28 protein-coding genes are annotated in these 26,798 nt (G+C 66.0%); 18 read left to right on the top strand and 10 right to left on the bottom strand.

The annotated features are described in order from the left end of the window. Positions 1-3 precede the first annotated feature (3 nt). The 3 genes from RV045_RS10235 to RV045_RS10225 form a co-directional block, all read right to left on the bottom strand. Complete coding sequence (locus tag RV045_RS10235; protein WP_423235686.1) at positions 4-1,257, bottom strand: aspartate aminotransferase family protein; 1,254 nt, start codon at positions 1,255-1,257, stop codon at positions 4-6. A 69-nt stretch (positions 1,258-1,326) separates the two neighbouring features. After that, complete coding sequence (locus RV045_RS10230) at positions 1,327-2,088, bottom strand: HpcH/HpaI aldolase family protein (protein ID WP_423235685.1); 762 nt, start codon at positions 2,086-2,088, stop codon at positions 1,327-1,329. 104 nt (positions 2,089-2,192) lie between these two features. Continuing rightward, entirely contained in the window at positions 2,193-3,095 is a 903-nt protein-coding gene (locus RV045_RS10225; protein ID WP_423235684.1) for a LysR substrate-binding domain-containing protein, read from the bottom strand. 130 nt (positions 3,096-3,225) lie between these two features. Between RV045_RS10225 and RV045_RS10220 the strand changes: the two genes are divergently transcribed. The 10 genes from RV045_RS10220 (at position 3,226) to RV045_RS10175 (ending at position 11,547) form a co-directional block, all read left to right on the top strand. Continuing rightward, positions 3,226-4,554 carry an ABC transporter substrate-binding protein gene (locus RV045_RS10220; RefSeq protein ID WP_423235683.1) on the top strand — a complete coding sequence of 443 codons (1,329 nt, stop codon included), beginning with the start codon at positions 3,226-3,228 and terminating at the stop codon, positions 4,552-4,554. A gap of 113 nt (positions 4,555-4,667) precedes the next feature. Beyond that, positions 4,668-5,576, top strand: coding sequence for a carbohydrate ABC transporter permease (locus RV045_RS10215; protein WP_423235682.1), 909 nt, complete (start codon positions 4,668-4,670; stop codon positions 5,574-5,576). Further along, positions 5,573-6,385 (top strand): carbohydrate ABC transporter permease, encoded by an 813-nt coding sequence (locus tag RV045_RS10210; protein ID WP_423235681.1) that lies wholly within the window; start codon positions 5,573-5,575, stop codon positions 6,383-6,385. The genes RV045_RS10215 and RV045_RS10210 overlap by 4 nt, the downstream gene beginning before the upstream one ends. A 40-nt stretch (positions 6,386-6,425) precedes the next feature. Continuing rightward, entirely contained in the window at positions 6,426-7,487 is a 1,062-nt protein-coding gene (locus tag RV045_RS10205) for an ABC transporter ATP-binding protein (RefSeq protein WP_423235680.1), read from the top strand. Between the two features lie 90 nt (positions 7,488-7,577). Beyond that, entirely contained in the window at positions 7,578-8,717 is a 1,140-nt protein-coding gene (locus tag RV045_RS10200; protein ID WP_423235679.1) for a cupin domain-containing protein, read from the top strand. A 5-nt stretch (positions 8,718-8,722) separates the two neighbouring features. Then, positions 8,723-9,436 carry an alpha/beta fold hydrolase gene (locus RV045_RS10195; protein ID WP_423235678.1) on the top strand — a complete coding sequence of 238 codons (714 nt, stop codon included), beginning with the start codon at positions 8,723-8,725 and terminating at the stop codon, positions 9,434-9,436. A 54-nt stretch (positions 9,437-9,490) separates the two neighbouring features. Beyond that, positions 9,491-9,745 carry a type II toxin-antitoxin system HicA family toxin gene (locus RV045_RS10190; protein ID WP_423235677.1) on the top strand — a complete coding sequence of 85 codons (255 nt, stop codon included), beginning with the start codon at positions 9,491-9,493 and terminating at the stop codon, positions 9,743-9,745. Next, on the top strand, positions 9,742-10,074 hold the full coding sequence (locus RV045_RS10185) for a type II toxin-antitoxin system HicB family antitoxin (RefSeq protein WP_423235676.1): 333 nt from the start codon (positions 9,742-9,744) through the stop codon (positions 10,072-10,074). Before RV045_RS10190 ends, RV045_RS10185 begins: the two co-directional genes overlap by 4 nt. Before the next feature lie 369 nt (positions 10,075-10,443). Then, positions 10,444-10,866, top strand: coding sequence for a VOC family protein (locus tag RV045_RS10180; RefSeq protein ID WP_423235675.1), 423 nt, complete (start codon positions 10,444-10,446; stop codon positions 10,864-10,866). Positions 10,867-11,082: 216 nt separating this feature from the next. After that, positions 11,083-11,547: a hypothetical protein gene (locus RV045_RS10175; protein ID WP_423235674.1), complete on the top strand. Its 465-nt coding sequence runs from the start codon at positions 11,083-11,085 to the stop codon at positions 11,545-11,547. A 152-nt stretch (positions 11,548-11,699) separates the two neighbouring features. Here RV045_RS10175 and RV045_RS10170 read toward each other — a convergent pair whose 3' ends face one another. After that, complete coding sequence (locus RV045_RS10170) at positions 11,700-12,518, bottom strand: tRNA(His) guanylyltransferase Thg1 family protein (RefSeq protein ID WP_423235673.1); 819 nt, start codon at positions 12,516-12,518, stop codon at positions 11,700-11,702. 190 nt (positions 12,519-12,708) lie between these two features. Here RV045_RS10170 and RV045_RS10165 point away from each other — a divergent pair, with 190 nt between their 5' ends. The 7 genes from RV045_RS10165 (at position 12,709) to RV045_RS10135 (ending at position 20,008) form a co-directional block, all read left to right on the top strand. Next, complete coding sequence (locus RV045_RS10165) at positions 12,709-14,652, top strand: PhoX family protein (protein WP_423235672.1); 1,944 nt, start codon at positions 12,709-12,711, stop codon at positions 14,650-14,652. A gap of 193 nt (positions 14,653-14,845) precedes the next feature. After that, a complete protein-coding gene (gene rpmI / locus RV045_RS10160; RefSeq protein ID WP_423235671.1) occupies positions 14,846-15,049 on the top strand; it encodes a 50S ribosomal protein L35 in 204 nt (67 codons plus the stop codon). 26 nt (positions 15,050-15,075) lie between these two features. Further along, a complete protein-coding gene (rplT, locus tag RV045_RS10155) occupies positions 15,076-15,432 on the top strand; it encodes a 50S ribosomal protein L20 (RefSeq protein ID WP_423235670.1) in 357 nt (118 codons plus the stop codon). Positions 15,433-15,520: 88 nt separating this feature from the next. Then, positions 15,521-16,597: a phenylalanine--tRNA ligase subunit alpha gene (gene pheS, locus RV045_RS10150; RefSeq protein ID WP_423235669.1), complete on the top strand. Its 1,077-nt coding sequence runs from the start codon at positions 15,521-15,523 to the stop codon at positions 16,595-16,597. A gap of 33 nt (positions 16,598-16,630) precedes the next feature. Next, a complete protein-coding gene (locus RV045_RS10145; protein ID WP_423235668.1) occupies positions 16,631-17,014 on the top strand; it encodes a polyhydroxyalkanoate granule-associated phasin in 384 nt (127 codons plus the stop codon). Positions 17,015-17,059: 45 nt separating this feature from the next. Further along, positions 17,060-19,609, top strand: coding sequence for a phenylalanine--tRNA ligase subunit beta (gene pheT, locus RV045_RS10140; protein ID WP_423235667.1), 2,550 nt, complete (start codon positions 17,060-17,062; stop codon positions 19,607-19,609). A gap of 57 nt (positions 19,610-19,666) precedes the next feature. Then, entirely contained in the window at positions 19,667-20,008 is a 342-nt protein-coding gene (locus RV045_RS10135) for an integration host factor subunit alpha (RefSeq protein ID WP_423235666.1), read from the top strand. Between the two features lie 66 nt (positions 20,009-20,074). Here the strand turns inward: RV045_RS10135 and RV045_RS10130 are convergent, their stop codons facing one another. The 4 genes from RV045_RS10130 to RV045_RS10115 all read right to left on the bottom strand — a co-directional run bounded on the left by RV045_RS10130 (position 20,075) and on the right by RV045_RS10115 (position 21,796). Beyond that, a complete protein-coding gene (locus tag RV045_RS10130; RefSeq protein WP_423235665.1) occupies positions 20,075-20,743 on the bottom strand; it encodes a rhomboid family intramembrane serine protease in 669 nt (222 codons plus the stop codon). 39 nt (positions 20,744-20,782) lie between these two features. Continuing rightward, positions 20,783-21,172 carry a type II toxin-antitoxin system VapC family toxin gene (locus tag RV045_RS10125; RefSeq protein WP_423235664.1) on the bottom strand — a complete coding sequence of 130 codons (390 nt, stop codon included), beginning with the start codon at positions 21,170-21,172 and terminating at the stop codon, positions 20,783-20,785. Then, a complete protein-coding gene (locus RV045_RS10120; RefSeq protein WP_423235663.1) occupies positions 21,172-21,384 on the bottom strand; it encodes an AbrB/MazE/SpoVT family DNA-binding domain-containing protein in 213 nt (70 codons plus the stop codon). Before RV045_RS10120 ends, RV045_RS10125 begins: the two co-directional genes overlap by 1 nt. Positions 21,385-21,481: 97 nt before the next feature. Beyond that, a complete protein-coding gene (locus RV045_RS10115; protein WP_423235662.1) occupies positions 21,482-21,796 on the bottom strand; it encodes a DUF2917 domain-containing protein in 315 nt (104 codons plus the stop codon). Positions 21,797-22,021: 225 nt separating this feature from the next. Here RV045_RS10115 and RV045_RS10110 point away from each other — a divergent pair, with 225 nt between their 5' ends. Next, positions 22,022-23,542, top strand: a complete 1,521-nt coding sequence (locus RV045_RS10110) for an aminotransferase-like domain-containing protein (protein ID WP_423235661.1) — start codon at positions 22,022-22,024, stop codon at positions 23,540-23,542. On the opposite strand, the gene RV045_RS10105 is transcribed toward RV045_RS10110, so the two are convergent. Then, positions 23,530-24,051 carry a DUF1993 domain-containing protein gene (locus tag RV045_RS10105; RefSeq protein ID WP_423235660.1) on the bottom strand — a complete coding sequence of 174 codons (522 nt, stop codon included), beginning with the start codon at positions 24,049-24,051 and terminating at the stop codon, positions 23,530-23,532. The genes RV045_RS10110 and RV045_RS10105 overlap by 13 nt on opposite strands. A 37-nt stretch (positions 24,052-24,088) precedes the next feature. Next, positions 24,089-26,737: an alanine--tRNA ligase gene (gene alaS / locus RV045_RS10100; protein WP_423235659.1), complete on the bottom strand. Its 2,649-nt coding sequence runs from the start codon at positions 26,735-26,737 to the stop codon at positions 24,089-24,091. Between the last annotated feature and the right edge of the window lie 61 nt (positions 26,738-26,798).

The following is a 26,798-nucleotide window of genomic DNA, read 5'->3' as shown; positions in this document are numbered from 1 at the left end:
GGCTCAGGCGCGGGCGCGGGCCTGCGCCACCTGACGCAGCAGCGCCAGCGCCTCGTCGACCTGCGCCGCCGTGCAGACCAGCGCCGGGGCCAGGCGGACCACATCCGGCCCCGCCGCCAGCACCAGCAGCCCGGCGTCCTGCGCCTGCTTGACCCAGGCCGCCGACTTTCCAGCCTGCGCACCGCCCAGCACCAGACCGCGCAGCAGGCCCATGCCGCGTGTGGAGGCCAGCAGCGCCGGGTGATCGGCCACCAGCGCCTCAAGCCCCTGGGCGAGCTGGTCGGCGCGCTCGCGCACCTGCTCCAGGAAGCCCGGGTGCGTGACTTCGCGCAGCACCTGCAGCGCCACCGCCCCGGCCAGCGGGTTGCCGCCGTAGGTGGTGCCGTGCGTGCCCACCGTCAGGCCCGCCGCAGCGGCCTCGGTGGCCAGCACTGCGCCCATGGGGAAGCCATTGCCCAGCGCCTTGGCCGTGGTCATCACGTCCGGGCTGACGCCGTAGGCCTGGTGGGCATAGAGATGGCCGGTGCGGCCCACGCCGGTCTGGACCTCGTCAAAAATCAGCAGCGCGCCGTGCTGGTCGCACAGGGCGCGCAGGCCTTCCAAGTAGGATTTGTGGGCGGGCGTGACGCCGCCCTCGCCCTGCACCGGCTCGACGATGAAGGCCGCGACGTGCGGGCCCATGGCCGCTGCGGCCGCGTCCAGATCGTTGAAGGGCACGTGCACGATGGCCTGCGGCGTGGGGCCGAAGCCTTCCATGTATTTGGGCTGGCCGCCCACCGACACCGTGAACACGGTGCGGCCGTGGAAAGACTGCGTGCATGAGACGATGGTCTGGCGCTGCGTATCGCCCCGGTTGTAGGCCAGACGGCGGGCCAGCTTGAGCGCGCCCTCGTTGGCTTCGGCGCCGGAGTTGCAGAAGAAAACGCGATCCGCGAAGGTCAGCCCGGTCAGCACCCGCGCCAGGCGCAGCACCGGCTCGTTGGTGTAGACGTTGGACAGATGCCCGATCTGCCCCGCCTGCTGCGCCAGCGCCTGCGTGACGGCCGGATGGCAGTGGCCCAGCGAGGTGACCGCGATGCCCGCCGAGAAATCCAGGTAGCGGCGCCCATCCTGATCCCAGACGTCGAGCCCGCTGGCGCGCACCGGCACAAAGGCGGCGGGCGCGTAAGTGGCCATCAGGTGACGGTCAAAATCGGCGCGCGACACGGGCGCATCGAACAGCCCGGCCAGGGTCTCAAGGGGGGCGGCAGCGGTCATGGCAGTCTCCTGATCAGCGGGCTGCCATTGTAGCGGGGGCGCTTTGGCGTCTCCCGCTGGGGGCAGGTTTCACCGCGCCCCACGCACCTCTTTCAGGCGCTGCGCCGCGCCCAGGCGCAGCTGCGCGGCGTCGTTGCCGGGCGTGACCAGGTGGTAGCCCATGCGCGTCACCTCGGCGGTCATTTCGGGGCCGCCCGCGAAGATGCCCGCGTACTTGCCCGCGCGCTGCGTGGCTTCCAGCGCGTGGCGCACGGCCTGCTGCATGGCGGGCTGGTTCCAGGCGTTGGGGCCCAGGCCCATGGCCAGTCCCAGGTCGCTGGGGCCGAAGTAGATGCCGTCCAGCTCTTCGACGGCCAGGATGCGCTCGATGTCGTCCAGCGCGGGCACGGTTTCGATCATGGCCAGCGACATCACGGTGTCGTCGGCGTGATCGACGTAATCGGCGCCGCCATAAGTCAGCCCGCGCGAAGGCCCGAAACTGCGCAGGCCGCGCGGCGGGTAACGGCAGGCGCGGGCCAGGGTGGCGGCCTGATCGACGGTTTCGATCAGCGGCGAGATGATGCCGTAAGCGCCCGCGTCCAGCAGCTTGTTGATCTGCGCCAGATCGTTGCTGGCCGGGCGCGCCAGCGGAATCGCCGGGGTGGACGAAATCGCCTGCAGCAGCTGCACCGCCGCATCGAAGCCGAACATGCCGTGCTGCAGATCGACCGTGACGGCGTCGTAGCCGCTGTGGCCCAGGATCTCGGCGGCATAAGGGCTGCCCAGCGAAATCCAGGCGTTGGCGGCCGTCTGGCCCTGGTTTTTGAGGGTTTTGAGGGTGTTCTGGCGCATGGCAGTGGGTGGGCAGCGTGGAAGTGGGGTCAGACTATCAGCCTGCTTTGCGGCGGTCCAATATATTTATGGCGCCAGATTGATATCATGCGGCTATCAAACTTTCACAGCGCCAGACGCAGCGCGGCTTCCCGGGCCGCCTCCAGAAAGTGGCCCAGCAGCGGCGACGTGCTGCTGCGCCGCCAGCACAGCAGCAGCTCGGGACGGGGCAAGCCCTCGCCTTGCAGCGGGCGGAAGACCACGCGATCCATCTGCACCCGCGCCGAGGCGTCGGGCACCAGCGCTAGCCCCAGGCCCGCGCTGACCAGGGCGACCACGGCGTGCAGCTGCGTCGCGCGCTGCACCAGGCGCGGCTGCACGGCAGATTCAGCCAGCAGGGTTTCGATCATGTCGTGAAAGTAGCGCGCGGTCTGCGGCGAAAAGCCGATGAAGGGCACGTCGTGCAGATCGCCCACCGTCAGCCCCGGACGCGCCGCCAGCGGGTGGTCGGCCGGAACGGCGACGACCAGGCGCTCGCGCATCAGCAGCTCGCTGGCCAGGCCCGGCGCCTCGACGCGGGGCCGTACCAGGCCCACGTCCAGGCGCGCATCGGCCAGCTCCTGCAGCTGCACGCTGGTGACGCGCTCGTGCAGCGCCACCTCGACCTGCGGGTAGCGCAGCTTGTAGGCGTGGATCAGCGCCGGAATCGCCGCGTAAGCGCTGGCGGCGGTGTAGCCCACGCGCAGCAGACCGGCCTGGCCGCGCGCAGCGGCGCGGGCGCTGTCCACGGCCTCGTCCAGACGCGCCAGGCCCTCGCGCACCTGCGCCAGAAAGACCTCGCCCGCGTAGGTCAGCGAGACGGTGCGCTGCGTGCGGTGCAGCAGGCGCACGCCCAGCGATTCCTCCAGCTGGCGGATCTGGATGGAGAGCGGCGGCTGCGACATGTGCAGGCGCTGGGCGGCGCGGCCAAAGTGCAGCTCTTCGGCCACGGCCACAAAATAGCGCAGGGCGCGGGTATCAGGGGTCATTGATAGCTTTTCAAAATCAATGAGAGATTATAAATATATTGGACGAGGCGCATCCTGGCCCTTTACAGTCGGGACAAGGACAGCATCACCGCCTTCAAGAGCATCCCACCATCGTCCACAGGAGACCGACATGACCTTCCGATTCAAAGCCCTGATCGTGGCCACCGCCGCCCTCACCGCCAGCGTGGGCGCCTGGGCGCAGGCCCTGCCCTACAACCTCAAGCCCGGCAAGCCCTACAACGGCCAGACCGTGACGGTGCTGGCGGTGGAAACCCCGCAGTTCCAGGGCCTGCAGCTGCGCGACGCCGAGTTCACCAAAATGACCGGCATCAAGGTGCAGTGGAATTTCACGCCTTTCAAGGCGCTGCAGGAAAAAATCACCTCGGTCGGCGCCGCCAAGAGCGACGAGTTCGACGTGATCAACTTCATGGACGTCTGGGCGCCCGCCAACAGTTACTGGTTCACGCCGCTGGAGGCCATGGCCAAGCGCGACGGCATTGATCTCAAGCGCTACCCGCAGGGCTTCATCGACGGCTCCAGCTACAAGGGCCACCTGCTGGGCCTGCCCATGCGCGGCCACGCGCAGCTGTTCTTCTACCGCAAGGACATCTTCGAGAAACTGGGCATCAAGCCGCCCACCACCTGGGACGACGTGGCCGCTGCCGGTCGCAAGATCGCCGACGCCAAACTGGGCGTGGCCCCGCTGGCCTGCTACTACGGCGCCGACGGCAACCGCCAGAACCTGTTCATCTGGGCCAACTTCCTGTGGGGCGCGGGCGGCGAGATCCTCGATCCGGCGTCTGGCAAACCGGCCTGGAACTCGCCCCAGGGCATCAAGGCCACCGAAGACTACGTCGGCCTGATGACGAAACAGAAGCTGTGCGGCGACGGCGCGGTCTCCAACACCGAACAGGATGCGCGCGTGTCCTTCGCGCAGGGCAAGACGGCGATGATTCCGGTGTGGTGGTGGTTCTACTCGGCGGCCATCAACCCCAAGGATTCGGTGCTCAAGCCCGACCAGGTTGGTTTCGTGCCCATGCCGGCCTACAACAACCGCCCGGCCGTGACGCTGGTCAATGTGCACTCGTGGGCGCTGTCGTCCTACTCGCAGCACAAGGACGCGGCGTGGGAATTCCTGAAGTGGGCCTCCAACCCCGATCTGGAAAAGAAGAACGCCATCGAGCGTGAAGTCGGTGGCAAGACCATTGTCAACAACGTGGTCGTCCAGTTCCCCAACATGGAAGACGCCGAGGTCAACAAGGCCAACGCCAACGTGCCCGCCATGGGCGCCAAGAGCCTGCGCATCTCGCGCGAACTGCCCATGAACACGGCCTGGCCGGAAGTGGGTGATGCGCTGTCCAAAGCCGTCAACAACGCGGCGGGTGGCGGCGATGTCAAGCAGCTGCTGGACCGTGCGGCCAAGGATTCGGAGCGCGCCCTGCGCCGTGCCGCCCGCTGAAGCGGCGGTTTTCCTGGCCCTGACCTGATCGTGGCGGCCGCCCTGGCCGCCCCCTCGAGCACCCTCTCCGCCCTGTCTGGCCCCGCGCCTGACAGCGCGGCGAAAGGATGACCATGCGCGACCGTGCAATGAAATACTGGCTGGTGCTGCCCGCCGTGGTGGCGGTGCTGCTCAGCGCCGTCTGGCCGCTGCTGCAGGCCTTTTACCTGTCCTTCCGCGACTGGCGGCTCAACCAGTCGGCCGATTCGGCGCCCCTGTGGACGCCGGCTGACGGCTGGGGCGACATCGCCTACCTCTTCGACAACTACACCCGCGCCTTCGAGGACAGCAACTTCTGGCACTCGGTCTGGGTGACGGCGGTGTTCAGCGTGTCCACCGTGGTCATCACGCTGGGCCTGTCGCTGGCCTGCGCGCTGCTGCTCTTCCCGCAGGGCCGGGTGCGCAGCGTGCTGCGCTCGCTGCTGATTCTGCCCTTCGCGATGAGCCCGGCGCTGATCGGCATCAACTGGCGCTTCATGTTCAATGCCGAATACGGCTTTGTCGCCAGCCTGTCCAAGGCGCTGGGCATGACCGGCCCGGTGCCCAACTGGCTGGGCACGCCCGGCGGCGCCATGGCCATCGTGGCCAGTTCGGACATCTGGCACTGGACGCCCTACATCACCATGATGTTCATCGGCGCACTGGCCGCTGTCCCCAAGGACGCGCAGGAGGCCGCGCGCATCGACGGCGCCAGCAGCTGGCAGGTGTTCCGCGACGTGACGCTGCCGCTGATCATGCCGGTCATCGGGCTGGCGGCCATCCTGAAGACGATTTTCGCGCTCAAGGTGTTTGACCAGATCTACCTGATCACCAACGGCGGCCCGGGCAACAGCACGTCCACGCTGGCCTATTACATCTACACGCAGGGCATGAAGTACTCCGACATGGGCTACGCCAGCGCCCTGTCCTACCTGCTGGTGATTCCGCTGGCAGTGCTCGTCATCATCCACACCCGCACGGTGTTTGCGAAAGGCCAGCGATGAACAAGCGACTCGCACAGTTCGGCCAGGGTCTGGCCATGGTGGCTCTGGCCCTGATCATCCTCGTGCCCATCTACTGGGTGCTGTCGGCGGCGTTCAAGAACTACGTCGATGTCTACGGCGGGCGCTGGCTGTTCACGCCCACGCTGGACAACTTCCGCAAGATCATGGAGCCGCCCTACCTGATCCACCTGAAGTTCCTCAACTCGCTGGCGGTGGCGGTGGGCACGGTGGTCATCACCATGCCGCTGGCGGTGCTGGCGGCGTACAGCTTCTCGCGCTTCCAGCTGCGTGGCGAGAAAACCATGATGGTCATCATCCTGGCGACGCAGTTCCTGCCCGGCATCGTCATCGTGCTGCCCTACTTCCTGCTGTTCCGCGACATCGGCCTGTACGACAACCTGTTTGGCCTGATCCTGGTCAACATCTCGGTGGTGATGCCGTTTGCGGTCTGGATGATGAAGGGCTTCATCGACAACATTCCGCTGGACATCGAGGAATCGGCGCTGGTCGATGGCGCCACGCGCTGGCAGGTGATCTGGCACCACGTGCTGCCCATCGCCCGTCCGGGCCTGATCACGGCGGCGGTGTTTGGCTTCATCCTGACCTGGAACGACTTCAACTTCTCGGTGATCCTGACCTCGAAAGATGCGGTGACCCTGCCCGTGGGCATGGCGCTGTTCTCGGCCGAGGAAGGCGATCTGTGGCACCTCATCTCCGCCACGGGCGTGCTGGTGATGATTCCCATGTTCCTGTTCGCCAGCATCATCCAGAAACACCTCTCGACCGGTACAGCCGGCGCCGTGCGCTGACCCGCACCGGCAGAACCCCCAAGAATCAAGGAGCATCCGCATGGCCGGTATCGAACTCAAGAACATCACCAAGCGCTGGGGCGACGTGGTGGTTATCCCCAAGCTGGACCTGACGGTCCACGATGGCGAATTCCTCGTGCTGCTGGGCTCGTCGGGCTGCGGCAAGACGACCACCATGCGCATGATCGCGGGCCTGGACGAGCCGACCAGCGGCGACATCCTCTTTGACGGCCAGCGCATGAACGATCTGCCACCCAAGGACCGCAACGTGGCCATGGTGTTCCAGAACTACGGCCTCTACCCCCACCTGTCGGTGCGCGAGAACATCCGCTACCCGCTCAAGGTGCGCAAGGTGCCGACCGCGCAGCAGAACGCGCTGATCCAGCAGGCCGCACGCCGCGTCGAGATCGAAAGCTACCTGGACCGCAAGCCCAAGGAGCTGTCGGGCGGGCAGCGCCAGCGCGTCGCCCTGGCCCGCGCCATCGTGCGCCAGCCGCGTGTCTTCCTGATGGACGAACCGCTGTCCAACCTGGACGCCAAGCTGCGCGTGACCATGCGCTCCGAGCTCAAGCACCTGCACGGTGAACTGGGCACCACCGTGGTCTACGTCACCCACGACCAGATCGAGGCCATGACCCTGGCCACGCGCGTCGCCATCATGAGCCACGGCGTGATCCAGCAGCTGGACACGCCGCGCGTGATCTACAACGACCCGGCCAACCTCTTCGTCGCCGGATTCATCGGCTCGCCCGCCATGAACTTCATCGAAGGCCAGCTGGAAGGCGGCGCCTTTGTCGCACCCGACGTGCGTCTGGAGGGCGTGCCGCTGAGCTGCCCCAACCCGGTCAAGATGGGTTTCCGCTGGGAAGACGCCGACCTGGTCGCCCCGGGCGAAGGCCAGGCGCGCGGCACCATTTTTGCCGTCGAACTGATCGGCGAGGCCACCCAGGTCACCGTGCAGCTGGCCGGACAGCGCGTGGCGCTGCGCGGCCACAAGGATTTCGCCGCCGCCGAGGGCTCGCCCATCGGTCTGAAGATCCACACCCACCAGTGCTTCTTCTTCGACAGCAAGACCGAGCAGCGCCTGCGCCCGGCCGCCTGATGACTTTATGGCCTTGTGACCTTATCACCTGATTCCAGCCGGGTTTGGCCCGGTATTCCCGATTTTTTCCGCGACCCAGAAAGACTTCCCATGCAAGACGTGATCGTTTCCGCCGCCGAATTCCAGCAGCGCACCATCCTGTTCAAGGACGTCAAGTCCGATTCCGAGGCTTTTGTGGACACCCGCCTGCCCGGCTCGACGCCCAAGTACAACTACACCATGATCGGTTCGGGCGTGTCAGCCAACCCGCACACGCCGATCAACCTGCGCCTGCCGCACGGCTTCAACATCGGCGGCGCCTCGATGCCCAACGGCATCACCAACAACCTGCACATCCACTTCACCGCCGAAGTCTTCATCACCTTCGCGGGCCACTGGCGCTTCCGCTGGGGCCCCAAGGGCGAGCAGGGCGAATACGTCAGCGAGGAAGGCGACATCCTCACCGTGCCGACCTGGATTTTCCGCGGCTTTACCAACGCCGGGCCCGATGATGGCTTCCTGTTCACCACCCTGGGCCAGGACGTCACAGGCGGCGTGATCTGGAACCCGCACGTCATGCGCGCCGCGCGCGAAACGGGGCTGGCGATGGATCTCAACTCCAAGCTGGTCGATCTGAAGGTCAACCCGCTGCCCGACGACCAGCTGCTGCCGCTGATGAGCGAGGAAGAAATCACCCGCCTGCGCCCCTACACGCTGGAGCAGATGCGCCGCCGCGTGGTCAAGCAGAGCGATCTGGTCTGGTCGGATTTCCCCTTCCTGGACTGCGCCCTGCCCGGCGGCACCAAACAGCTGGCGCCGGTGATCGGCTACGGCCTGTCGGAAGACCGCAACACCGAGCCGCCGGTGACCAACCCGCACGGCTTCAAGCACGAATGGCTGCGCGCCGCCCCCGGCAACGGCCTGCACGCGCACCGTCACGATGATTCGCAGGTTTTCATCGTCCAGCACGGCGTGTGGGAGGTGTCGGTCAACCAGGGTTCGGCGCGCATGAGCACGCGCCTGGGCCCGCGCGACATTTTCTCGGTGCCCAAAGGCGCCTGGCGCAGCCTGAGCTGCGTCGAAGCCGGCCCGCAAGGCCAGGGCCAGGTGTTGATGGTGACGGGCGGCGACAACCGCACGCGCATCGAATGGGCCCCTGAAGTGGTCGAGGCCGCCGCCCGCGCAGGCTGGCGCTGCGACGCCAACGGCTTTGCCGCCCCCAGCGCCGTCGTGGCCCTGGCCGCCTGCTGACGCCTATGGCCGCAGCCCTGCCGCTGGTCCTGCTGCCCGGGACCCTGTGCAACGCCAGCCTGTGGCAGCGCCTGAGCCTGCCCCCCGGCGTCGAAGCGCTGACGCCCGACTGCCGCTACGCCACCAGCGCCGCCGACGCGGCCCGCCTGGTGCTGGCGCGGGCGCCGCAGCGCTTTGCTCTGGCGGGCATGTCCATGGGCGGCGCCACCGCGCTGGAAATCGTGGCCCAGGCGCCCCAGCGCGTGCTGGGCCTGGCGCTGATCAGCAGCCACGCCGGGGCTGACCTGCCCGGCCGCGCCGCGGGCCGCACCGAACTGCTGGAGCAGGCCCGCGAGCACGGCCTGGTCTGGCTGATCCGCGACAAACTGTGGTCCAGCTACGTCCACCCCAGCCGCCTGCGCGACCGCGCCCTGCAGGATCTGGTCGTCGCCATGGCGCTGGAACAGGGCCTGGACGCCTACGCCGCCCAGCTCCAGCTGCTGGGCCGCCGCACCGACCACCACGCCACGCTCTCCGCCTACAAAGGCCCGGTGCTGATCGCCGCCGGGCGCGACGACGCCCTCTGCCCTCCCCCGCTGCAAACCGCCATGCTGGCCGCCTGCCCCCAGGCCGAACATCTGGTGCTGGCCCAATGCGGCCACCTCTCGCCCCTGGAAGCGCCTATCGCGCTGGGCCAGGCGTTGGGGGAGGGGCTGGGAGGGTTGGTGGGGCGGGGGTAGTGACAGGACACCTGGGCGGTTGCGCGCGGTACCGTGAACCGGTACCATCCGCAGATGAAACGGACCTCCCGGAAAACGCTGGAACTCCTTTACGGACGGCCAACAAGCGGCAACGTCAAATGGCACGCCATTGAAGCGCTCTTTGTTGAGCTCGGCGCCGAAGTCACCGAACGCGAAGGCAGCCGCGTGGCCGTCGTCCTGTTTGGTGAGGTTCGAGTCTTTCACCGCCCTCACCCATCGCCAAACACAGACAAGGGCGCTGTTGCCAGCGTCCGAAAGTGGCTGGAGCAGCACGGAGTTAAACCATGAGCGTTATGAACATCGACGGGTACAGTGCCAAAATTGAATACGACCCGGAGCTTGACCTGTTTCGTGGCGAGATTCTTGGCTTGAACGGCGGGGCCGACTTCTACGGCAAGAACCCGAAGGAACTCCGGTCAGAATTCAAAAAATCGCTCGAAGTCTTCCTTGCGGTGTGCAAGGAGAAAGGCATTGAGCCGCGCCGTCAATTCTCCGGGAAATTCAATCTGCGCATCCCACCCGAGCTGCACGAGCGGCTGGCCATTACGGCACAAGCCGAAGGCAAAAGCATCAACACGCTAGCCCAAGAGGCGCTGCGCGAACGAGTTGCGGGATAAGAGTGTCGGCTATCAAAAAACACTGCAGTGACGGACTGATTTTCATTCTATTCGAGAGTGAAAATTTCAGAGGAAACGAACTGCATGTACACGACTTTGGCTGCCAGTCATGTGAACAAAACCATCTTGCCCGCCTTATCAACACTATGAACAGTAAAAAGCATTCTTGGCAAGATCAACGCCAACTGCAACAATAGCCATGGACTTCCCCTTCTGAACAGAGACACAGATGGAAAACACGGACTTCCCATCATGGCGCTTTGACGCCGGTTGTCGCACCTCGGTGCGGTCAGTTCGAGACGGGGAAGTCCCTTGTATTCGTTAGGCCCCTCAACTCTTACGTCGCCGATAACGCGTACCTCATTCATCATGGAGCACAAAATTTCTGGTCCCGCCCGCGCTGGTCTTTCCATTTACGCACTAGATCTCCAGCGCATCGCCCGTTTCTACGAAACTGTTCTTGGCATGTCACGAGTTCACGAGTCCCCGGAAGTTGTCGTTCTTCAATCTTCCGACATTCAGCTTGTGCTTCATCGCATTCCTGCCGATAGAGCCGCAACTATCTCTCTCAGTTCTCCCCCCCAGCGTCGTAGCTCGGCGATCAAGTTTTTCTTTACCGTTCCAGACATCGCAATAGCGAGATCGGCTGCACAAGAGGCAGGCGGTGATGTTCTCTTGGAGCAATGGCAGGGTCCAGGCTTTGTCGTTTGTGATTCTTGCGACCCTGAAGGGAATGTCTTTCATGTGCGTGAAAGCGTGGCCTCTCTCAAGAAAAACTCTCCAACTAACTGATTTTCATAGTTTTTCAAGCAATGCTTTCCGAGGGCACGAGTTGCATGTCCATCGCTTTAGCCTTCTGCGCAAGGTTGTGCAGAAAACGCTGGCGGTTGCGCTAACCATTGATTTGCTCAAGTGGAAAATGGGGTACGCTGCCGCTTGGAGCTGCTGTTCAATCTGTCTTATGCGTCGGCATGCCCACTGCTCCTGTTAACTCGGACGATGGGCGGTATGGATAACCTGATGGATTTTGAATCGCTGGTCATGGACTATTTGTCCGCCCAAGGCCTGTTTCTGGCGCCACAGTTCTCCCTGCGTGATGGTGGAAGAGAGTGGAGTTGCCCTGACTTCGTCGCTTTAGATTTTCGCGCGTGTGAAATACAGGTCGTCGAGGTCACCACGGCATACAATGTGAGAGGACTTATCGAGAAAATACAGAAGCGTGAAGACCAGTGGTTCCTCCGGCTCCGCCCACAGCTCCTCAGTCTCGGTATCCCGGTTCACAACTGGAAATCGGTTGTCCGTGCTTTTGTTCGCCGCGAGCGTGCCGAGTACGTGAAGTCCAAGATACTTAACGCCGACGACGTTAAGATCGAGATAATCGAGGACATTGCCATCCCCTGGTCTTGGCCTTGGGATCAATGGAAGGCACAATCGGGCGCTGAAGCTGGTGCGCCGCAAGCGCCGCGCAGATGAGTTCCAATTCAGGCCCTGACCCAAAATCAATCAAAGCCCTAAACTGGAGGCATACGGCGTGGCGTGGCCAAATAAATCGCTGCCGGTGACATGTGACCTGTCATGCGCTTTTGCTGCAGCAAAGACAGGTGTCTCCTCAAATGCACCTGAGCTCAAACGTCCAGCCGTTCATCCACCACCGGCTTCGCCCCATCAAAAATGACCGCTTCTCGGTTCGTCACTGTTCCTAGCGGCGGCATGGCCAGCACGCGGTATACGGAGCGCTGCACCACCAGCGCAGGATTCGTGCGGGCCTCGTGCTGCGGTGGCAGGCGATCCAGCTCTTCGGTGCTGAACGGCACAGCCTCGATGCGCCGCTGAACATAAGCGCCACGCCTGAACAGGGGCGGATAGTCGTTCCAGTTCACGCCCCGGGTGCGCAGCATGTCGTGCTTTTGCGCGCCATTCTTGCCCAGTAGCGCCTTGTGGCTGTAGTGAGCCGATGCGGCCATGCTCAGGCTGTTCTTCGTCGCGTCCTGTTCGCGCCACAGGAACACGTTCACCCCTTCGGCGCGGTTCGGCACATTCCACACCCTGGCATCAAAGGTCGGAAGCCGGTGAGCGTACTGCGGCAGGCGCTCCAGCACGAGGCGGTAGAACATCAGCGTCGCCTGGGCGGCAAGCTGGCTTGTCATCTTGGCCACACGGCCATCAAACCAGATTTGGCTGTGTGGCGTGCGGCTGTGCCAGGCCAGCGTGATTTCGTCGCTCTGCGTGTAGCCCATGCAGGCCCCGGTGTGCCGCACCAGCGCGGCCGTCGTGTCCACCATGCAGGCCGAGAAACCGGGGTCAAAGGGCCGCGCCATGCCACGTGTGAAGCGCTGGAAGGCTCGCCCGTCTATGCGTGCCAGCACCGGCAGCAGCGGCATCAGACGCCGGTCCGCTTCTGCGCTTTCATAGCGCTTCATGCGCTCTCCAAAATCGTGTTTCATCGTCATCCTTTCACGCCGGGGTCCGAATCAGTAACGGCTGCGGCTGCACCCAATACTCCCACTGAGTCCGCCAGGATATGTCGCGAGCGCGAGGTCAGAAGATCGCCACCCTCTGAGTCAGCCTGGCCGTCACAGGGGTGTCACAGGCGATGCACACAATCCAGCCACCTTCAACCCTGAGAGACACCTCATGACCCCCAGCCACGATGCCTCCCGACGTCTTCTGCTCAAAGGCCTGTTCTCGGCCCCGCTGCTGCCGCTGACCACGTCTGCCGCAGCTTCCGCCCTGCTGGCGGCCTGCGGTGGCGGCGATGGCCGCAGCCCGGTCCAGAGCGTGCGCTTCATCGGCATGGCCGCGCCCAGCCTGGCCAATCCGGCCGCCATGGCCACCACCAGCGTGGGCTCGAGCCTGGAGCTGCGCTACGCCGACGGCAGCACGCGCACGCAAAAGCTGGCCTACCACGCCTTCTTCACCACGGGCGATTCCGTCAGCGACGGCCAGGGCGGCCAGGTCGTCGCCGGGGGCTATTTCAACATCAGCAACCAGCCCATTCTGGACACCTCGGTGCCGGGCCAGACGCGGCAGTTTTTCTCGGATTGCCCGGATGGCACCTCGCTGCTGACCGTGCCGGGCGCGCAGGTCGCCGGGGTCAGCGGCAACCCGGTCTTTGCCGTGGTGCAGTTTGAATACACCACGCGCAACCTGGCCGGAGAGAGCGAGTACGGCATGCTGCCCTCGCCCATCGCCGTGCTGACGCTGGACCAGAACCCTGCCACCGGCGAGCTGCGTCTGGTGAAGTACAGCAACGTGGACACTTCCAGCGTCAACGGCCTGTGGATCACCTGCGGCGCCAGCCTGTCGCCCTGGGGCACGCACCTGTCCAGCGAAGAATACGAGCCCGACGCCACCCAGGCCAGCAACGCCCAGCTGCGCGGTTTCAGCCAGAACCTGTACGGCGATCCGGCCAAAGCCAACCCCTACCACTACGGCCACATGCCGGAAGTCACCGTCCAGCCCGACGGCACGGGCCGCATCAGCAAGCACTACTGCATGGGCCGGATTTCGCACGAGCTGGTCCAGGTGATGCCCGACGAGCGCACCGTACTGATGGGCGACGACGCCACCAGCGGCGGCTATTTCATGTTCATCGCCGACACCGCCCGCGATCTGTCGGCGGGCACGCTGTATGTCGCGCAGCTCACCGCGCCGCTGGTCAGCGTCGACCCGGCCGCCGCGCCCACCGCCCTGAAGTGGATCCGTCTGGGCCACGCCACCAGCGCCGAGATTCGCGCCCTGGTCGATGGCGGCATCACCGCCGCCGACATCATGGACGTGCGCACCAGCGATCCGGGCGATGCCCGCTTCACCCGCATCACTGTGAGCGGTCGCAGGAACTGGGTCCAGCTCAAAACGGGGATGGAAAAAGCCGCCGCCTTCCTGGAAACCCACCGCTACGCCGCGCTGGTGGGCGGCTCGCTGGGCTTCAGCAAAATGGAAGGCACCACGGTCAACATCGCCGACAAGGTGATGTATTCAGCGCTGTCCTACTGCAAGGACTCCATGGTTGCCACCAGCAGCCGCCACGACGACGCCAGCCGCGTCAGCCTGTCCGCCGCGCTCAATGCGGGCGCCGTCATGGCCCTGCCCCTGGACAGTGGTCAGGCCGACACCAGCGGCCTGGCGATCGAGAGCAGCTGGGTGCCCGTACGCCTGCAGGCCCTGATCACCGGCGTGGATCTGGCCAGCGCCGACGATCTGGGCAACCTGGCCGACGCCAGCCGCATCGCCAATCCGGACAACCTGAAGTTCTCCGGGAAAATGCGCACGCTCTTCATCGGCGAGGACAGCGGCCTGCACGTCAACAACTTCCTGTGGGCCTACAACGTCGATACGAAGGAGCTGGCGCGCCTGCTCTCCGTGCCCGCAGGCGCCGAATCCACCGGCCTGCAGGCGGTGGACGAAATCAACGGCTGGACCTACATCATGAGCAACTTCCAGCACCCCGGCGACTGGGAATCACCGTTGCACGACAAGGTCAAACCCGTGCTCGACCCGCTGGTGCGCGCCAGCTACCGCGACCGCTTTGGCGCGGCGGTGGGCTATCTGACCAGCGACGGTGGCCTGCAGCTCTGACTTTCCCTAAAGCCGCAAAAAGCCCTTATAATCTTGGGCTTGGTCAGCAAGGCCATCGGTGGGTCTGAGGCGCTTTCGGGAGCTTTGGGTCCACCGCAAAACTTGCATAAATCGCTGGGTCAGGCCATGCAAGCAGTGCGGTGAATTCATCCTTCCGTGCTCGCCTGGATCCGGTTTGAACGAGAGCACATCCATGCCCAAGATGAAAACCAAGAAAAGCGCCGCAAAGCGCTTTCGCGTCCGCCCGGGCGGCACGGTCAAACGCGGTCAGGCGTTCAAGCGCCACATTCTGACCAAAAAAACCACCAAGAACAAACGCCACCTGCGCGGCCCGGCCAATGTGCATGAGACCAATATGGGTCACATCGCACAGATGCTGCCGTTTGCCGGTCTGTAACCCACCACTGCTGAAGGAGTAATCACATGCCTCGCGTCAAACGTGGTGTAACGGCCCGCGCCCGTCACAAAAAAGTTCTCGCCCTGGCCAAGGGTTTCCGCGGTCGCCGCAAAAATGTCTTCCGCATCGCCAAACAGGCGGTGATGAAGGCCGGGCAATATGCCTACCGCGACCGCCGCGCCAAAAAGCGCGTCTTCCGCCAGCTCTGGATCGCCCGTATCAACGCCGCTTCGCGTGAACTGGGCCTGACGTACAGCAAGTTCATGGCCGGTCTGAAGAAAGCCTCCATCGACATCGACCGCAAGGTGCTGGCCGACATGGCTGTTCATGATCCGGCCGCTTTTGGCAGCATCGTGGAGAAGGTCAAGGCCCAGCTCGGCTGATTCCCGCGCCCGTTCTTGCCATCACAGCAGCCGAATCGCCTTGCGCTTCGGCTGTTTGTTTTTCTGCCCCACACGAAACAGGTGAGCCGTGTCCCCGACCGATTCCGCAACTGACCTCGCCCGGCTGCTCGACGCGGCCCGGGCCGATTTCGCCGCCGCCACAACGCCGCCCCAGCTGGAAGACGCCAAAGCGCGCTACCTGGGCAAAGCGGGCGCCATCACCGCGCAGCTCAAGGCGCTGGGCGGTCTGGACCCCGAAGCGCGCAAGGCCGCCGGGGCCGGGATCAACGTCGTCAAGCAGGCCATCGAATCGGCGCTGAACGAGCGCCGCGACGCCCTGGCCCGCGCCGCGCTGGACGCCCGCCTGAGCGCTGAAGCGCTGGATGTCACCCTGCCCGGCCGTCGCCGTCCGCGCGGCGGGCTGCACCCGGTGTCGATGTCGATCGCGCGCATCGAATCGATTTTTGGCTCCATGGGTTTTGACGTGGCCGACGGCCCCGAAATCGAAACCGACTGGATGAGCTTCACCGCGCTCAACAACCCGGAGAACCACCCCGCGCGCTCGATGCAGGACACCTTCTACGTCGACATGAACGACTCGGAAGGCCGCCCCTACAACCTGCGCCCGCACACCAGCCCCATGCAGGTGCGCTACGCACGCGCCCACGCGCAGAAACACGCCGCCGCGCTGCAGGCCGGACAGCCCTTCCCCGACGTGCGCGTCATCGCCCCGGGGCGCACCTACCGCGTGGACAGCGACGCCACGCACTCGCCCATGTTCCACCAGGTCGAAGGCCTGTGGATGGGGCAGGACGTCAGCTTCCAGGATCTGAAATCGGTCTTCCTGCAGTTCTTCCAGGCCTTTTTCGAGACCGAAGACCTGCAGCTGCGCTTTCGGCCTTCTTTCTTCCCCTTCACCGAACCGTCGGCCGAGGTGGACATCGCCTTCAGCTCCGGCCCGCTCAAAGGGCGCTGGCTGGAAGTGGCCGGATCAGGCCAGGTCCACCCCAATGTGGTGCGCCACTTTGGCTTCGAGCCCGAAAACACCATCGGCTTCGCCTTTGGCATGGGCCCCGACCGCCTGACCATGCTGCGCTACGGCGTGAACGATCTGCGCCAGTTCTACGAGAGCGATCTGCGCTTCCTGGCCTCGTTTGCCGCCTGATTTTCTGCCCCGCTATCCCTCAAGGACACCGCCATGACACGTCGCCGCTCCCCCGCCCAGAGGCTGGCCGAACAGACCACGGCCCTGGCCCTGGCCGCCCCGCAGGTGGTCGCCCACCGCGTGGGCCGCATGATGACCGCCGGGCCGATGCCGTCGGCGCGCGATCAGGCCGAGTTTCAGCGCATGACCAGCGAAAAAGTGCTGGCCTTCAACCAGTCCTGGGCCGCCATGATGCTGCAGGGCAGCGCCGCGATGACGCAGGCCTGGATGAAGATGTGCCTGCAGCCCGGCCAGGCCATGAAGTGGCCCAGTGCCGCCACGGTCAACCCCTGGCTGAACGTGCTCAACGCGGGGATGAACCCGGTGCGCAGCAAGGCCGTGGCCAACGCCAAACGCCTGGGCCGCACTGGCCGCTGATTTTTTCCTGACGCCCCGTTTTTCACGCCTCACGCGGACCCTGCCATGCAATTTCCCGTTTCCTGGTTGCGCGAGTTCTGCAACCCCGATCTGACCGACGCGCAGCTCGCCCACGCCCTGACCATGGCCGGGCTGGAAGTCGAAGACGCCCGCCCCGCTGCGCCGCCCTTCAGCGGCATCGTGGTCGGCCACCTGGTCCAGGTGCGCCAGCACCCGGACGCCGACCGCCTGCGCGTCTGCCTGGTCGATGCGGGGCCCGATCACCGTCTGCCGCCCTCGGACGAGAACCCTGAAGGACTGCTGCAGATCGTCTGCGGCGCGCCCAACGCCCGCGAAGGCCTGTGGGCGCCGCTGGCCGTGGTCGGCGCCGAACTGCCGCCATCGGGCGACGATGGCAAGCCCTTAAAAATCAGCAAAGGCAAGCTGCGCGGCGTGGTCAGCCACGGCATGCTGTGCTCCGCCCGCGAGCTGGGCATCAGCGAGGAATCGTCTGGCCTGCTCGAGCTGGATCCGGCCGGACTCACCCCCGGCCAGAGCGTGCGCCAGGCGCTGAACCTGGACGACACGCTGCTGGAACTCAAGCTCACGCCCAACCTGGGTCACGCTTTCAGCGTTTACGGCGTGGCGCGCGAGCTGTCGGCCATCACCGGCGCGCCGCTGCACAGCTGGGCGGTCGAGCCCGTGCCCGCGCAGATCGCCGACACCCTGCCCGTGGACATTCAGGCGACCGACCTGTGCGGACGCTTTTCCAGCCGCCTCATGCGCGGCATCCGCCCCGGCGTCGCCACGCCGCAGTGGATGAAAGACCGCCTGGTGCGCTGCGGCCAGCGCCCGGTCAGCCTGCTGGTCGATATCTCGAACTACGTCATGTTCGAAACCGGCCAGCCCACACACATTTTTGACGCGGCCAAAGTGCCGCAGGCCACCACGCGCGGCCTGACCGTGCGCTGGGCGCACGAGGGCGAAACGCTGGAACTGCTCAACGGCCAGACGCTGACCCTCACGCCCCGCCTGGGCATCATCGCCGCACAGGACGGCCCCGAATCGCTGGCGGGCATCATGGGCGGCGAGGCGACTTCGGTCAGCGACGGCACTTGCGACATCGTCATCGAAGCCGCCTTCTGGTGGCCAGACGCCGTAGCGGGCAAGGCGCGTGCGCTGGGCTTCTCGACCGAAGCCGCGCACCGCTACGAGCGCGGCGTCAGCCCCGCGCAGACCGTCGCCGCCATCGAGCGCATCACTTCGCTGGTGCAGCAGCTGTGCGGCGGCCAGGCCGGGCCGGTGTCCGATGTCTACCCCGAGCCCATCGCCGCCAGGCCCGTGCGCCTGCGCGTGGCGCGCGCGCGCCGCATCATCGGCCTGCCGGTCACTGCCGCGCAGTGTCAGGACGTGCTGCAGCGCCTGGGCTTCGAGCACAGCCGAGAGGGCACTGGCGACGACACCGTCTTCAGCGTGACGCCGCCGCCGCACCGCTTTGACATCCGCATCGAGGAAGACCTGATCGAAGAGGTCATCCGTCTGATCGGCTACGACACGCTCACGCCGCAGCCCGTGCGCGGCACGCTGCAGGCCCGCATCGCGCCCGAAAACCGCCGCCCGGCGCAGGCCGTGCGACAGCGCATGGCGCAGCTGGGCTACCAGGAAACCATCAGTTTCAGCTTTGTCGAAGCGCGCCTGGAGCACGGCCCGCACGGCAACGCCGACCCCATCCAGGTGCTCAACCCCATCGCCGCGCCGCTGGCGGTGATGCGCTCCAGCCTGATCGGCTCGCTCGTCCAGGTGCTGCAGCGCAACCAGGCGCGCCGCGCCAGCCAGGTCCGCGTCTTCGAGTGGGGCCGCGTGTTCCGCCGCGACGCGTCCGTGCAGGACAGCCTGACCAGCGTGTCGGGCGTGAACCAGCCCCTGCGCCTGGGCGGCCTGGCCTGGGGCTCGGCGCTGCCGCTGCAGTGGCACGCCAAAGACCGCGCGGCGGATTTCTACGACGCCAAAGCCGACATCGAAGCGCTGATGGCGCCGCTGGCCCTGCGCTGGACGCCACCCGAAGCGGGCGCCGCCCACCCCGCGCTGCACCCGGGCCGCAGTGCCTGGATCGACGTGCTGCTGCCCGGCCCGGACGGCGGCGCGGCAGACAGCGATGCGGCAGACAGCGGAGCGGCCATCTGGCAGCGCCTGGGCGCTCTGGGCGAGCTGCACCCGCAGTGGACGCAGGAGCTGGACGTGTCCGGCCACCCCATCGTGTTCGAGCTGGACGCCGCGCTGGTCCAGCACAGCCAGGTGGCGCAGTCGCACGGCGTGGCACGCCAGCAGGGCGCCGTGCGCGATCTGGCGCTGCAGGTGCCTGCCGGTGTGTCGCACGCTGCCCTGCGCGATGCGCTGGTCGGTGGCGCGGACAGCCTGGTCGTTGACGCGGTGCTGTTTGACATCTACCGCCCGGCCAGCGCCGACGGCGCTCCAGCGGCCCAGACGCTATCGCTGGCCTGGCGCCTGCACCTGCTCGACCCCGAGGCAACTCTGACCGACGAGCGTATGGACGCGGCCATTGCGGCCTGCCTGCAACGCGCCGCCAGCCTGGGCGTGCATCTGCGCGGCCAATAAGGCGCCCCGCCATTTTCCCCTTTAGAATGAAGAGTCTGCCGCGCCCCTGACATGGATATGAACCCTCCCCTCCCCTCCCTCAGCATGGATCTGGAAACAGCCACGCTGACCAAAGCCGAACTCGCCGACCTGCTCTACACGCAGATCGGCCTGAACAAGCGCGAATCGAAAGATATGGTGGAGGCGTTCTTTGACGTGCTGGGCACCAGCCTGGAGCAGCATCGCGAGGTGAAAATCTCCGGCTTCGGCCACTTTCAGGTGCGCCAGAAATCGGCCCGCCCCGGGCGCAACCCGCGCACCGGCGAACTCGTGCCCATCGAGGCCCGCCAGGTCGTCACCTTCCACCCCAGCGCCAAACTCAAGGCGCTGGTGCAGGGCCAGGTCGAACAGGACGACTGAGCGCCGCCAGCGCAGCGCAGGTCAGGACAACAGGCTCAGCCCGGCTTTTGCGTCTGCGCTACGGCCTCAGCGCCTGCGCCACAGCACCACCGCCAGCACCGCCACGGGCACCAGCATCAGGCCGATATAAGGCAGGTTCTCGCCCGCCTGCTGCGGCTGCAGCGCCGCAGCCATGGCCACTCCCGTCAACGCACCGCCCAGATGAGCGGCGTGGCCGATGTTGCCGCCGTACTCGGGGCGCAGGATGGCAAATATCGTGTAGGCCATGTAGAGCACGGCAAAAACCCAGCCAGCCACCGGAATCGGCACAAAAAACAGATAGATCCCGATGTGCGGGAACAGCGCCAGCGTGGCAAACAGCACCCCCGACACTGCCCCGCTGGCCCCCAGCGCGGCGTAGCTGGTGCGCTTCCAGTACAGCGCCAGCGTCAGCACATTGGCCAGCAGCAGCGACCCCAGGTACATGGCCGCAAAGCCCTGCACGCCAAACACCTTCACAGTGAGCCCGCCGAAAAAATACAGCGTGATCATGTTGAAGAGCAGGTGCGCCAGATCGGCATGCAGAAAGCCCGACACCAGCAGCCGCGCCCACTGCCCGCCATGGCGGATCGCGCCCACGTGAAAGCAGTAGCGGTTGATGAAATCCCGGTCGCGCCAGCCCCACCAGGTGATCAGCACAGTCACCGCAATGACGACATAAACGGGCAGCAGGTTGGGATCGATGGAGGTATTCATGGGCGGATTGTGCCTGAGGGGGACGATGGGCTCAGGGGATCAGACCTGTTTGGCAAAGAGCATCACCCCGGGCAGTCCCTCAAAATGCGCATCGCAAGTCAGGAGCTCTGCTTTTGCCGAGCGGGCTGTGGCGTAGACGACGGCATCCGCCGTGGCCAGGCGATGCGCGCGGTGCAGTTCAGCGGCCAGCAGGGCAATCGGCGTATCCAGTGCGCGCACTTGGCATTTCAGGGTGTAAGCCATGACCTGATCTGCAGGGCCTTCGCCGAGCTCGCGCACCAGCCACTTGGACAGTTCCAGCTGCACGATGGTGGGAACAATGCTCTGCGATCTATCCGGGAAATACGGCCCGAGCCGCTGTCCGAGCTCGGTTCCAGTGAGCCATTCAATCCAGGCCGAAGTGTCCACCACGCACAGCGCAGCGCCCATCAGTAGCGGTCCTTGCGCTCGCGGTAATCGTCCCTGCAGGCGCCCTGCGCCAGACCGGCCAGCTGGCTCAGTTCGGGCACAGGCATCAGCAGCACACCTTCCCCTTTGGGAATAAAAACAAACTCCTGCCCGACGTGCCACTGCTGCTCTTCGCGCACGGCTTTAGGGATGGAGATCTGAAACTTGCTGGACAGTGTTGCGGTAGCCGTCATGATCCGGCCCTTTCAGGATCGATACAGGAGAAGCAAGAATACATTATTCACCACTGCGAAAGTACGGACGAAAATGCCAAGGATTATCGTCCGGGAATCATCCCAGAGCCCTGCGCAGGCGTACCACTGGCGAAGAATGCCGGGCTGCCTCAGCCTGCTGCTGCATCTCCAACCACCCCCAGCGCGCAGGCCCGGCATCGGCCTCGATCACCACCCGGCCGAGGCCAAGGCACAGCTGCTTTCCCGCATGGAGGAAATGGTCGCGTCCGTCCTGGCTAACCGTCACCCACAGCCGGCCCTGCGTGGCCGTCAGGATGCGGGGTTGGTGCAGCGTCAGGCTCAGGACCTGGCCAGCGGCCAGACTGACTTCGGGGTGGAGCTGGGCGTGGGCGGGGGTGCGGAAGAACTTCATCAGGGACTCCTTTCAGGGTGATCCCACTGTAGGAACACGCCGCCCCGCGCGCCAGCCACAGCGGCGCGGCTTGTGCGCCCGTACAGGGCGGCGCAAACCCGCTCTGTACTGGTACGACTTGCGGCCATCTGTACCGGCTGGGCGCTGCACTGCAATAACCACAGGCGACGTCCTCACGGCACAATCGGCAATTCAGCCTCAGACCGAATCGCCGCAACCACCGCCATGAGCCCCCTGCCCGCCACGCCGTCGAAAACACCGCCCCGCTACATCGGCATCGGCCAGGGCGTGGCCCGGATGATCGATGACCAGGCCTTCCGGCCCGGACAGCGCCTGCCTTCGGTGCGCGAACTGGCGGCGCAGCACGGGGTGTCAGTGTCCACGGCGGTGCAGGCGCTGCGCTGGCTGGAAGAGCGGCACCGCATCATCGCCCGGCCGCGCGCGGGCTATTTCGTCGCCCCGAAAAGCCGCACGCTGCCCAGCGTCAGCCGCCCGCCCCGGCACAGCGTGCCGGTGGTGCGCCCGCACCGCACAGCGACAATTTCGGGCAATCCGGATCTTGCGTCGGGGCCAGGCGTGAATTTCGGCGGCTATTCGCCCAAAGACGCCCGGCTCTACGACGGCGAGCGCGTGCGCATCGCGCTGGCACGGGCCACGCGGCTGCAGCGTCGCAGCCTGATCACCTACGACGACAGCCCCGGCACGCCGCTGCTGCGCGAAGCGATGGCGCGGCGCGCACTGGCCCTGGGTTGCACGCTGGACCCGGCGCGCATCCTGGTCACCCAGTGCTGCACGCAGGCCGTCAGCCTGTGCCTGCAGGCGGTGACGCGGCCAGGTGATACGGTCGCGCTGGAATCGCCCACCCACTTTGGCTTTCTGGATCTGCTCGAAGCGCTGCACCTGCGCGCGCTGGAGATTCCCACCCATCCGCGCCACGGCATTTCACTGCCTGCGCTGCAGCTCGCGCTGGACACGCAGCCCGTCAAAGCGGTGCTGCTGGTTCCGGCGCTGTCCAACCCGCTGGGCGCGTCGATGCGGCTGGCCGACAAGCGGCGGCTGGTGCAGATGCTGTCCGCGCACCAGACGCCGCTGATCGAGGACGTGATCTTTAACGACCTGCTCGTGGGGGACGAGCGACGACGCGCCGCCAAATCCTTCGATACCGAGGGTCTGGTGATGGTCTGCGGCAGTTTCTCGAAAACGCTGGCGCCCGGGCTGCGTCTGGGCTGGGTCGAGCCCGGACGCTGGCACGCGCCTGTGGCCTCGCTCAAGCGCGTGCTGGGCGGGCCCACCAACGTGATTCTTGAGCACACGCTGGCCGATGTGCTCAGCCAGGGCGGATACGAGGCGCGTGTGCGCCAGATGTCCGAGCGCATGCGTGCTCGGCTGGCGCACGCCCGGGCCTGTGTAGTGAACAGTTTTCCGGCGGGCACCCGGGTGAGCGATCCGCCCGCAGGCTACGCCTTGTGGGCCGAACTGCCGTCCGGCGTGGACACCCTGGCGCTGCACACGCGCTGCCAGGGCGAAGGGATCGGCTTCGGGCCGGGCGCCCTGTTCAGCGCCAGCGACCGCTTCGGGCACTGCCTGCGCCTGTCATTCGCGGGTGAAATGGGCGGAGCTGAATTCGCCGCGCTGGAGCGCATCGGCGAGCTGGCACAGGAGATGCTAGCCGGGCGCCATGCCCGCAGCGAACCACTGCGGCCCGCGTGCTCAGACGCCCCCGCGCCCCAGAATCACCCCGCCTGAGCTCCCAGCAGAAAATCGATCTTGCCCAGATCAACGCCGTTGTGGCGCAGCAGCGCGTAGGTGGTGGTGACGTGGAAGAACACATTGGGCAGCACCCAGTGGCGCAGGTAGTCGGCGCCCTGCATGGTGCGGGTCTTGTCGCGCCCCACGGGGAAGGTGATGTCTTTGGCTTCCTGGGCATCCAGGGCGCCGGCGGGCACGGTGGCCAGCCAGGCCAGGGTTTTGGCGATGCGCTCGCGCAGCTGGGCCAGCGTGGTCTCGGTGTCGTCAAACTTGGGGGCCTCCAGGCCCGCCACACGGGCCACGCCCAGCTTGGCGACGTCACAGGCGATGCGCACCTGCGCGGTCAGCGGCAGCATGTCGGGCGCCAGGCGCACGCCCGCCAGCACGTCGGGGTCAAAGCCGCGCGCGGCGGCATTGGCCTGGGCTTTGGCCAGGCAGTGATCCAGGTTGTTCAGCGCCGTGGTCAGCACGGGCAGGAAGGCGGAAGTCAGGGTGATGGTCGTCATGAGCGTCTTTCAGTGAGGAAGAAAAAACAGAAAAGAATCAGCCGCAGCGCTGCCCCAGCCAGGCCGGCAGGCCCGCCAGAACCTGCGGCAGCGCCGCGACATCGTTGCCCGCCGCCATGGCCAGGTCCGGCTTGCCGCCGCCTTTGCCGCCCAGCAGCCCTGCCGTGTGGCTGGCCAGTTCGCCCGCCTTGATCTGGCCCTGCAGGGCGCTGCTGACCCCGGCGGCCAGCTGCACTTTGCCCGCGTCCGTGCTGGCCAGCAGCACGGCGGCGCCTGTGTCAGCGCCCGCCAGACGGTCGCGCAGCTGTGCGGCCATGGATTTCAGCGTGGCAGCATCGACGCCATCGACCTGCGCCACCAGCACGCGGGCGGCGCCCACGGCCCTGGCCTGCGCCAGCAGGCTGTCCATCTGTGACAGCGCCAGGCGGCTCTTGAGCTGCGCCAGCTCTTTTTCCAGCGCGCGGAACTGCTCCTGGCTGGCGCGCAGGCGCTCGCCCAGCTCGGACGGCGTGCTGCGCATCAGCTGCGCAGCCTCGTCCAGATGCTGCTGAGTGGCCTGGACCTGCGCCAGCGCCAGATCGCCCGTCACCGCCTCGACGCGGCGCACCCCGGCCGCCACACCGCTCTCGGCGACGATGGTAAAAAAGCCGATGTCGCCCGTGCGCGCCACATGCGTGCCGCCGCACAGCTCGCGGCTGTCGCCGATGTCCAGCACGCGCACGCTGTCGCCGTATTTTTCGCCGAAGAGCATCATGGCGCCGGATTTCTGCGCGTCCTCGATTGCCATCTCACGCACCTGCGTGGCCGCATTGGCGATGATCTGGGCGTTCACCAGGGTCTCGATCTGGCGGATCTGCTGCGCCGTCACCGGCGCGTTGTGCACGAAATCGAAGCGCGTGCGCTCGGGGCTGACCAGCGAGCCCTTCTGCTGCACGTGATCGCCCAGCACGTCGCGCAGCGCCTTGTGCATCAGGTGCGTGGCGCTGTGGTGGCGCATGGTGCGCGCGCGCTGTGCGGCGTCCACGCGGGCGATGAGCACATCACCCACGCGCAGGGGGCCTTCAACCAGCTGGCCGTGGTGGCCCCAGACGTCGCTCTTGATTTTGAGCGTGTCGTCCACCGTGACACGCACGCTGGCGCTGCGCAGCTCGCCGCTGTCGCCGACCTGGCCGCCGCTCTCGGCGTAAAAGGGCGTGTGATCCAGCACGACGACGACATCATCGCCGGGCTGGGCTTCGGTCACCGCCGCGCCATCGACGAAGAGACCCAGCACGCGACAGCCTTCGCGCTCCAGCGCGGTGTAGCCGTGGAAGGTGGTGGGCGCGCCGTCAAAGCTCAGGCCCTGGGCCATCTTGAACTTGCCCGCCGCGCGCGCCTGCTCGCGCTGGCGCGCCATCGCGGCGTCAAAGGCGGCTTCGTCCACCGTCAGGCCACGCTCGCGGCAGACGTCGGCGGTGAGGTCCAGCGGGAAGCCGTAGGTGTCGTGCAGGCGGAAAGCCAGCTCGCCGTCCAGCGCCTGACCGGGCTGGACCTGCGCCAGCGCGCCGTCCAGCAGCTCGATGCCTTTGTCCAGCGTCTGGAAGAAGCGCTCTTCCTCCTGGCCCAGAATGTCGCGGATGCGCTGGCGCTGCTGCACCAGCTCCGGGTAGGCTTGGCCCATTTCCTGCGCCAGAGCATCGACCAGAGTGTGGAAAAAGGGCTGGCGCGCACCCAGCTTGTAGCCGTGGCGGATGGCCCGGCGCACGATGCGGCGCAGCACGTAGCCGCGCCCGGCGTTGCCCGGAATTACACCGTCGGCAACGATGAAGCTGCAGGCGCGGATGTGGTCGGCGATCACCTTCAGCGAAGGCTGATCCATGTCCGGCAGCGCCCCGCCCGCCTGCTGCACGGCGGTCTGCGCGGCGCGCAGCAGGTTCTGGAAGAGGTCGATCTCGTAGTTGGAATGCACATGCTGCAGCACGGCCGCGATGCGCTCCAGGCCCATGCCGGTATCGACCGAGGGCTTGGGCAGCGGGTGCAGCGTGCCGCTGGCGTCGCGGTTGTACTGCATGAACACGTTGTTCCAGATTTCGATGTAACGGTCGCCGTCCTCGTCGGGGCTGCCCGGGGGCCCCCCCGCCACGTCCGGGCCGTGGTCGTAGAAAATCTCGGAACAGGGGCCGCAGGGGCCGGTGTCGCCCATCATCCAGAAGTTGTCCGACAGGTAGCGCCCGCCCTTGTTGTCGCCGATGCGCACGATGCGCTCGGGCGGCACGCCGATGACGTCCTTCCAGATGCCGTAGGCTTCGTCGTCCTCGGCGTAGACCGTGGCCCAGAGCTTCTCTTTGGGCAGGCCGAAGTGGACGGTGAGCAGCTCCCAGGCGAAGGTGATCGCGTCGCGCTTGAAGTAATCACCGAAGCTGAAATTGCCCAGCATCTCGAAGAAGGTGTGGTGGCGCGCGGTGTAGCCGACGTTTTCCAGATCATTGTGCTTGCCGCCCGCGCGGATGCACTTCTGGCTGGTCGTGGCGCGGCTGTAAGGGCGCTTGTCAAAGCCCAGGAAAACATCCTTGAACTGGTTCATGCCCGCGTTGGTGAACAGCAGCGTCGGGTCGTCGCCGGGTATCACCGGGCTGGACGCCACGATCTGGTGGCCGCGCTGGGCAAAGAAGTTCAGGAAGGTGCTGCGGATGTCGGCGGCTTTCATGTCGGCCTTCTTGGGATGCTGGATGCTGAAAAATGGGAAGGAATGCGCTAAAGCAAAATCA

This window comes from Amphibiibacter pelophylacis (assembly GCF_037688875.1).
Classification (GTDB): domain Bacteria; phylum Pseudomonadota; class Gammaproteobacteria; order Burkholderiales; family Burkholderiaceae_C; genus Amphibiibacter; species Amphibiibacter pelophylacis.
Note: the sequence above shows the minus strand (reverse complement) of the source record. Positions and strands in the feature narration are given on the sequence as shown.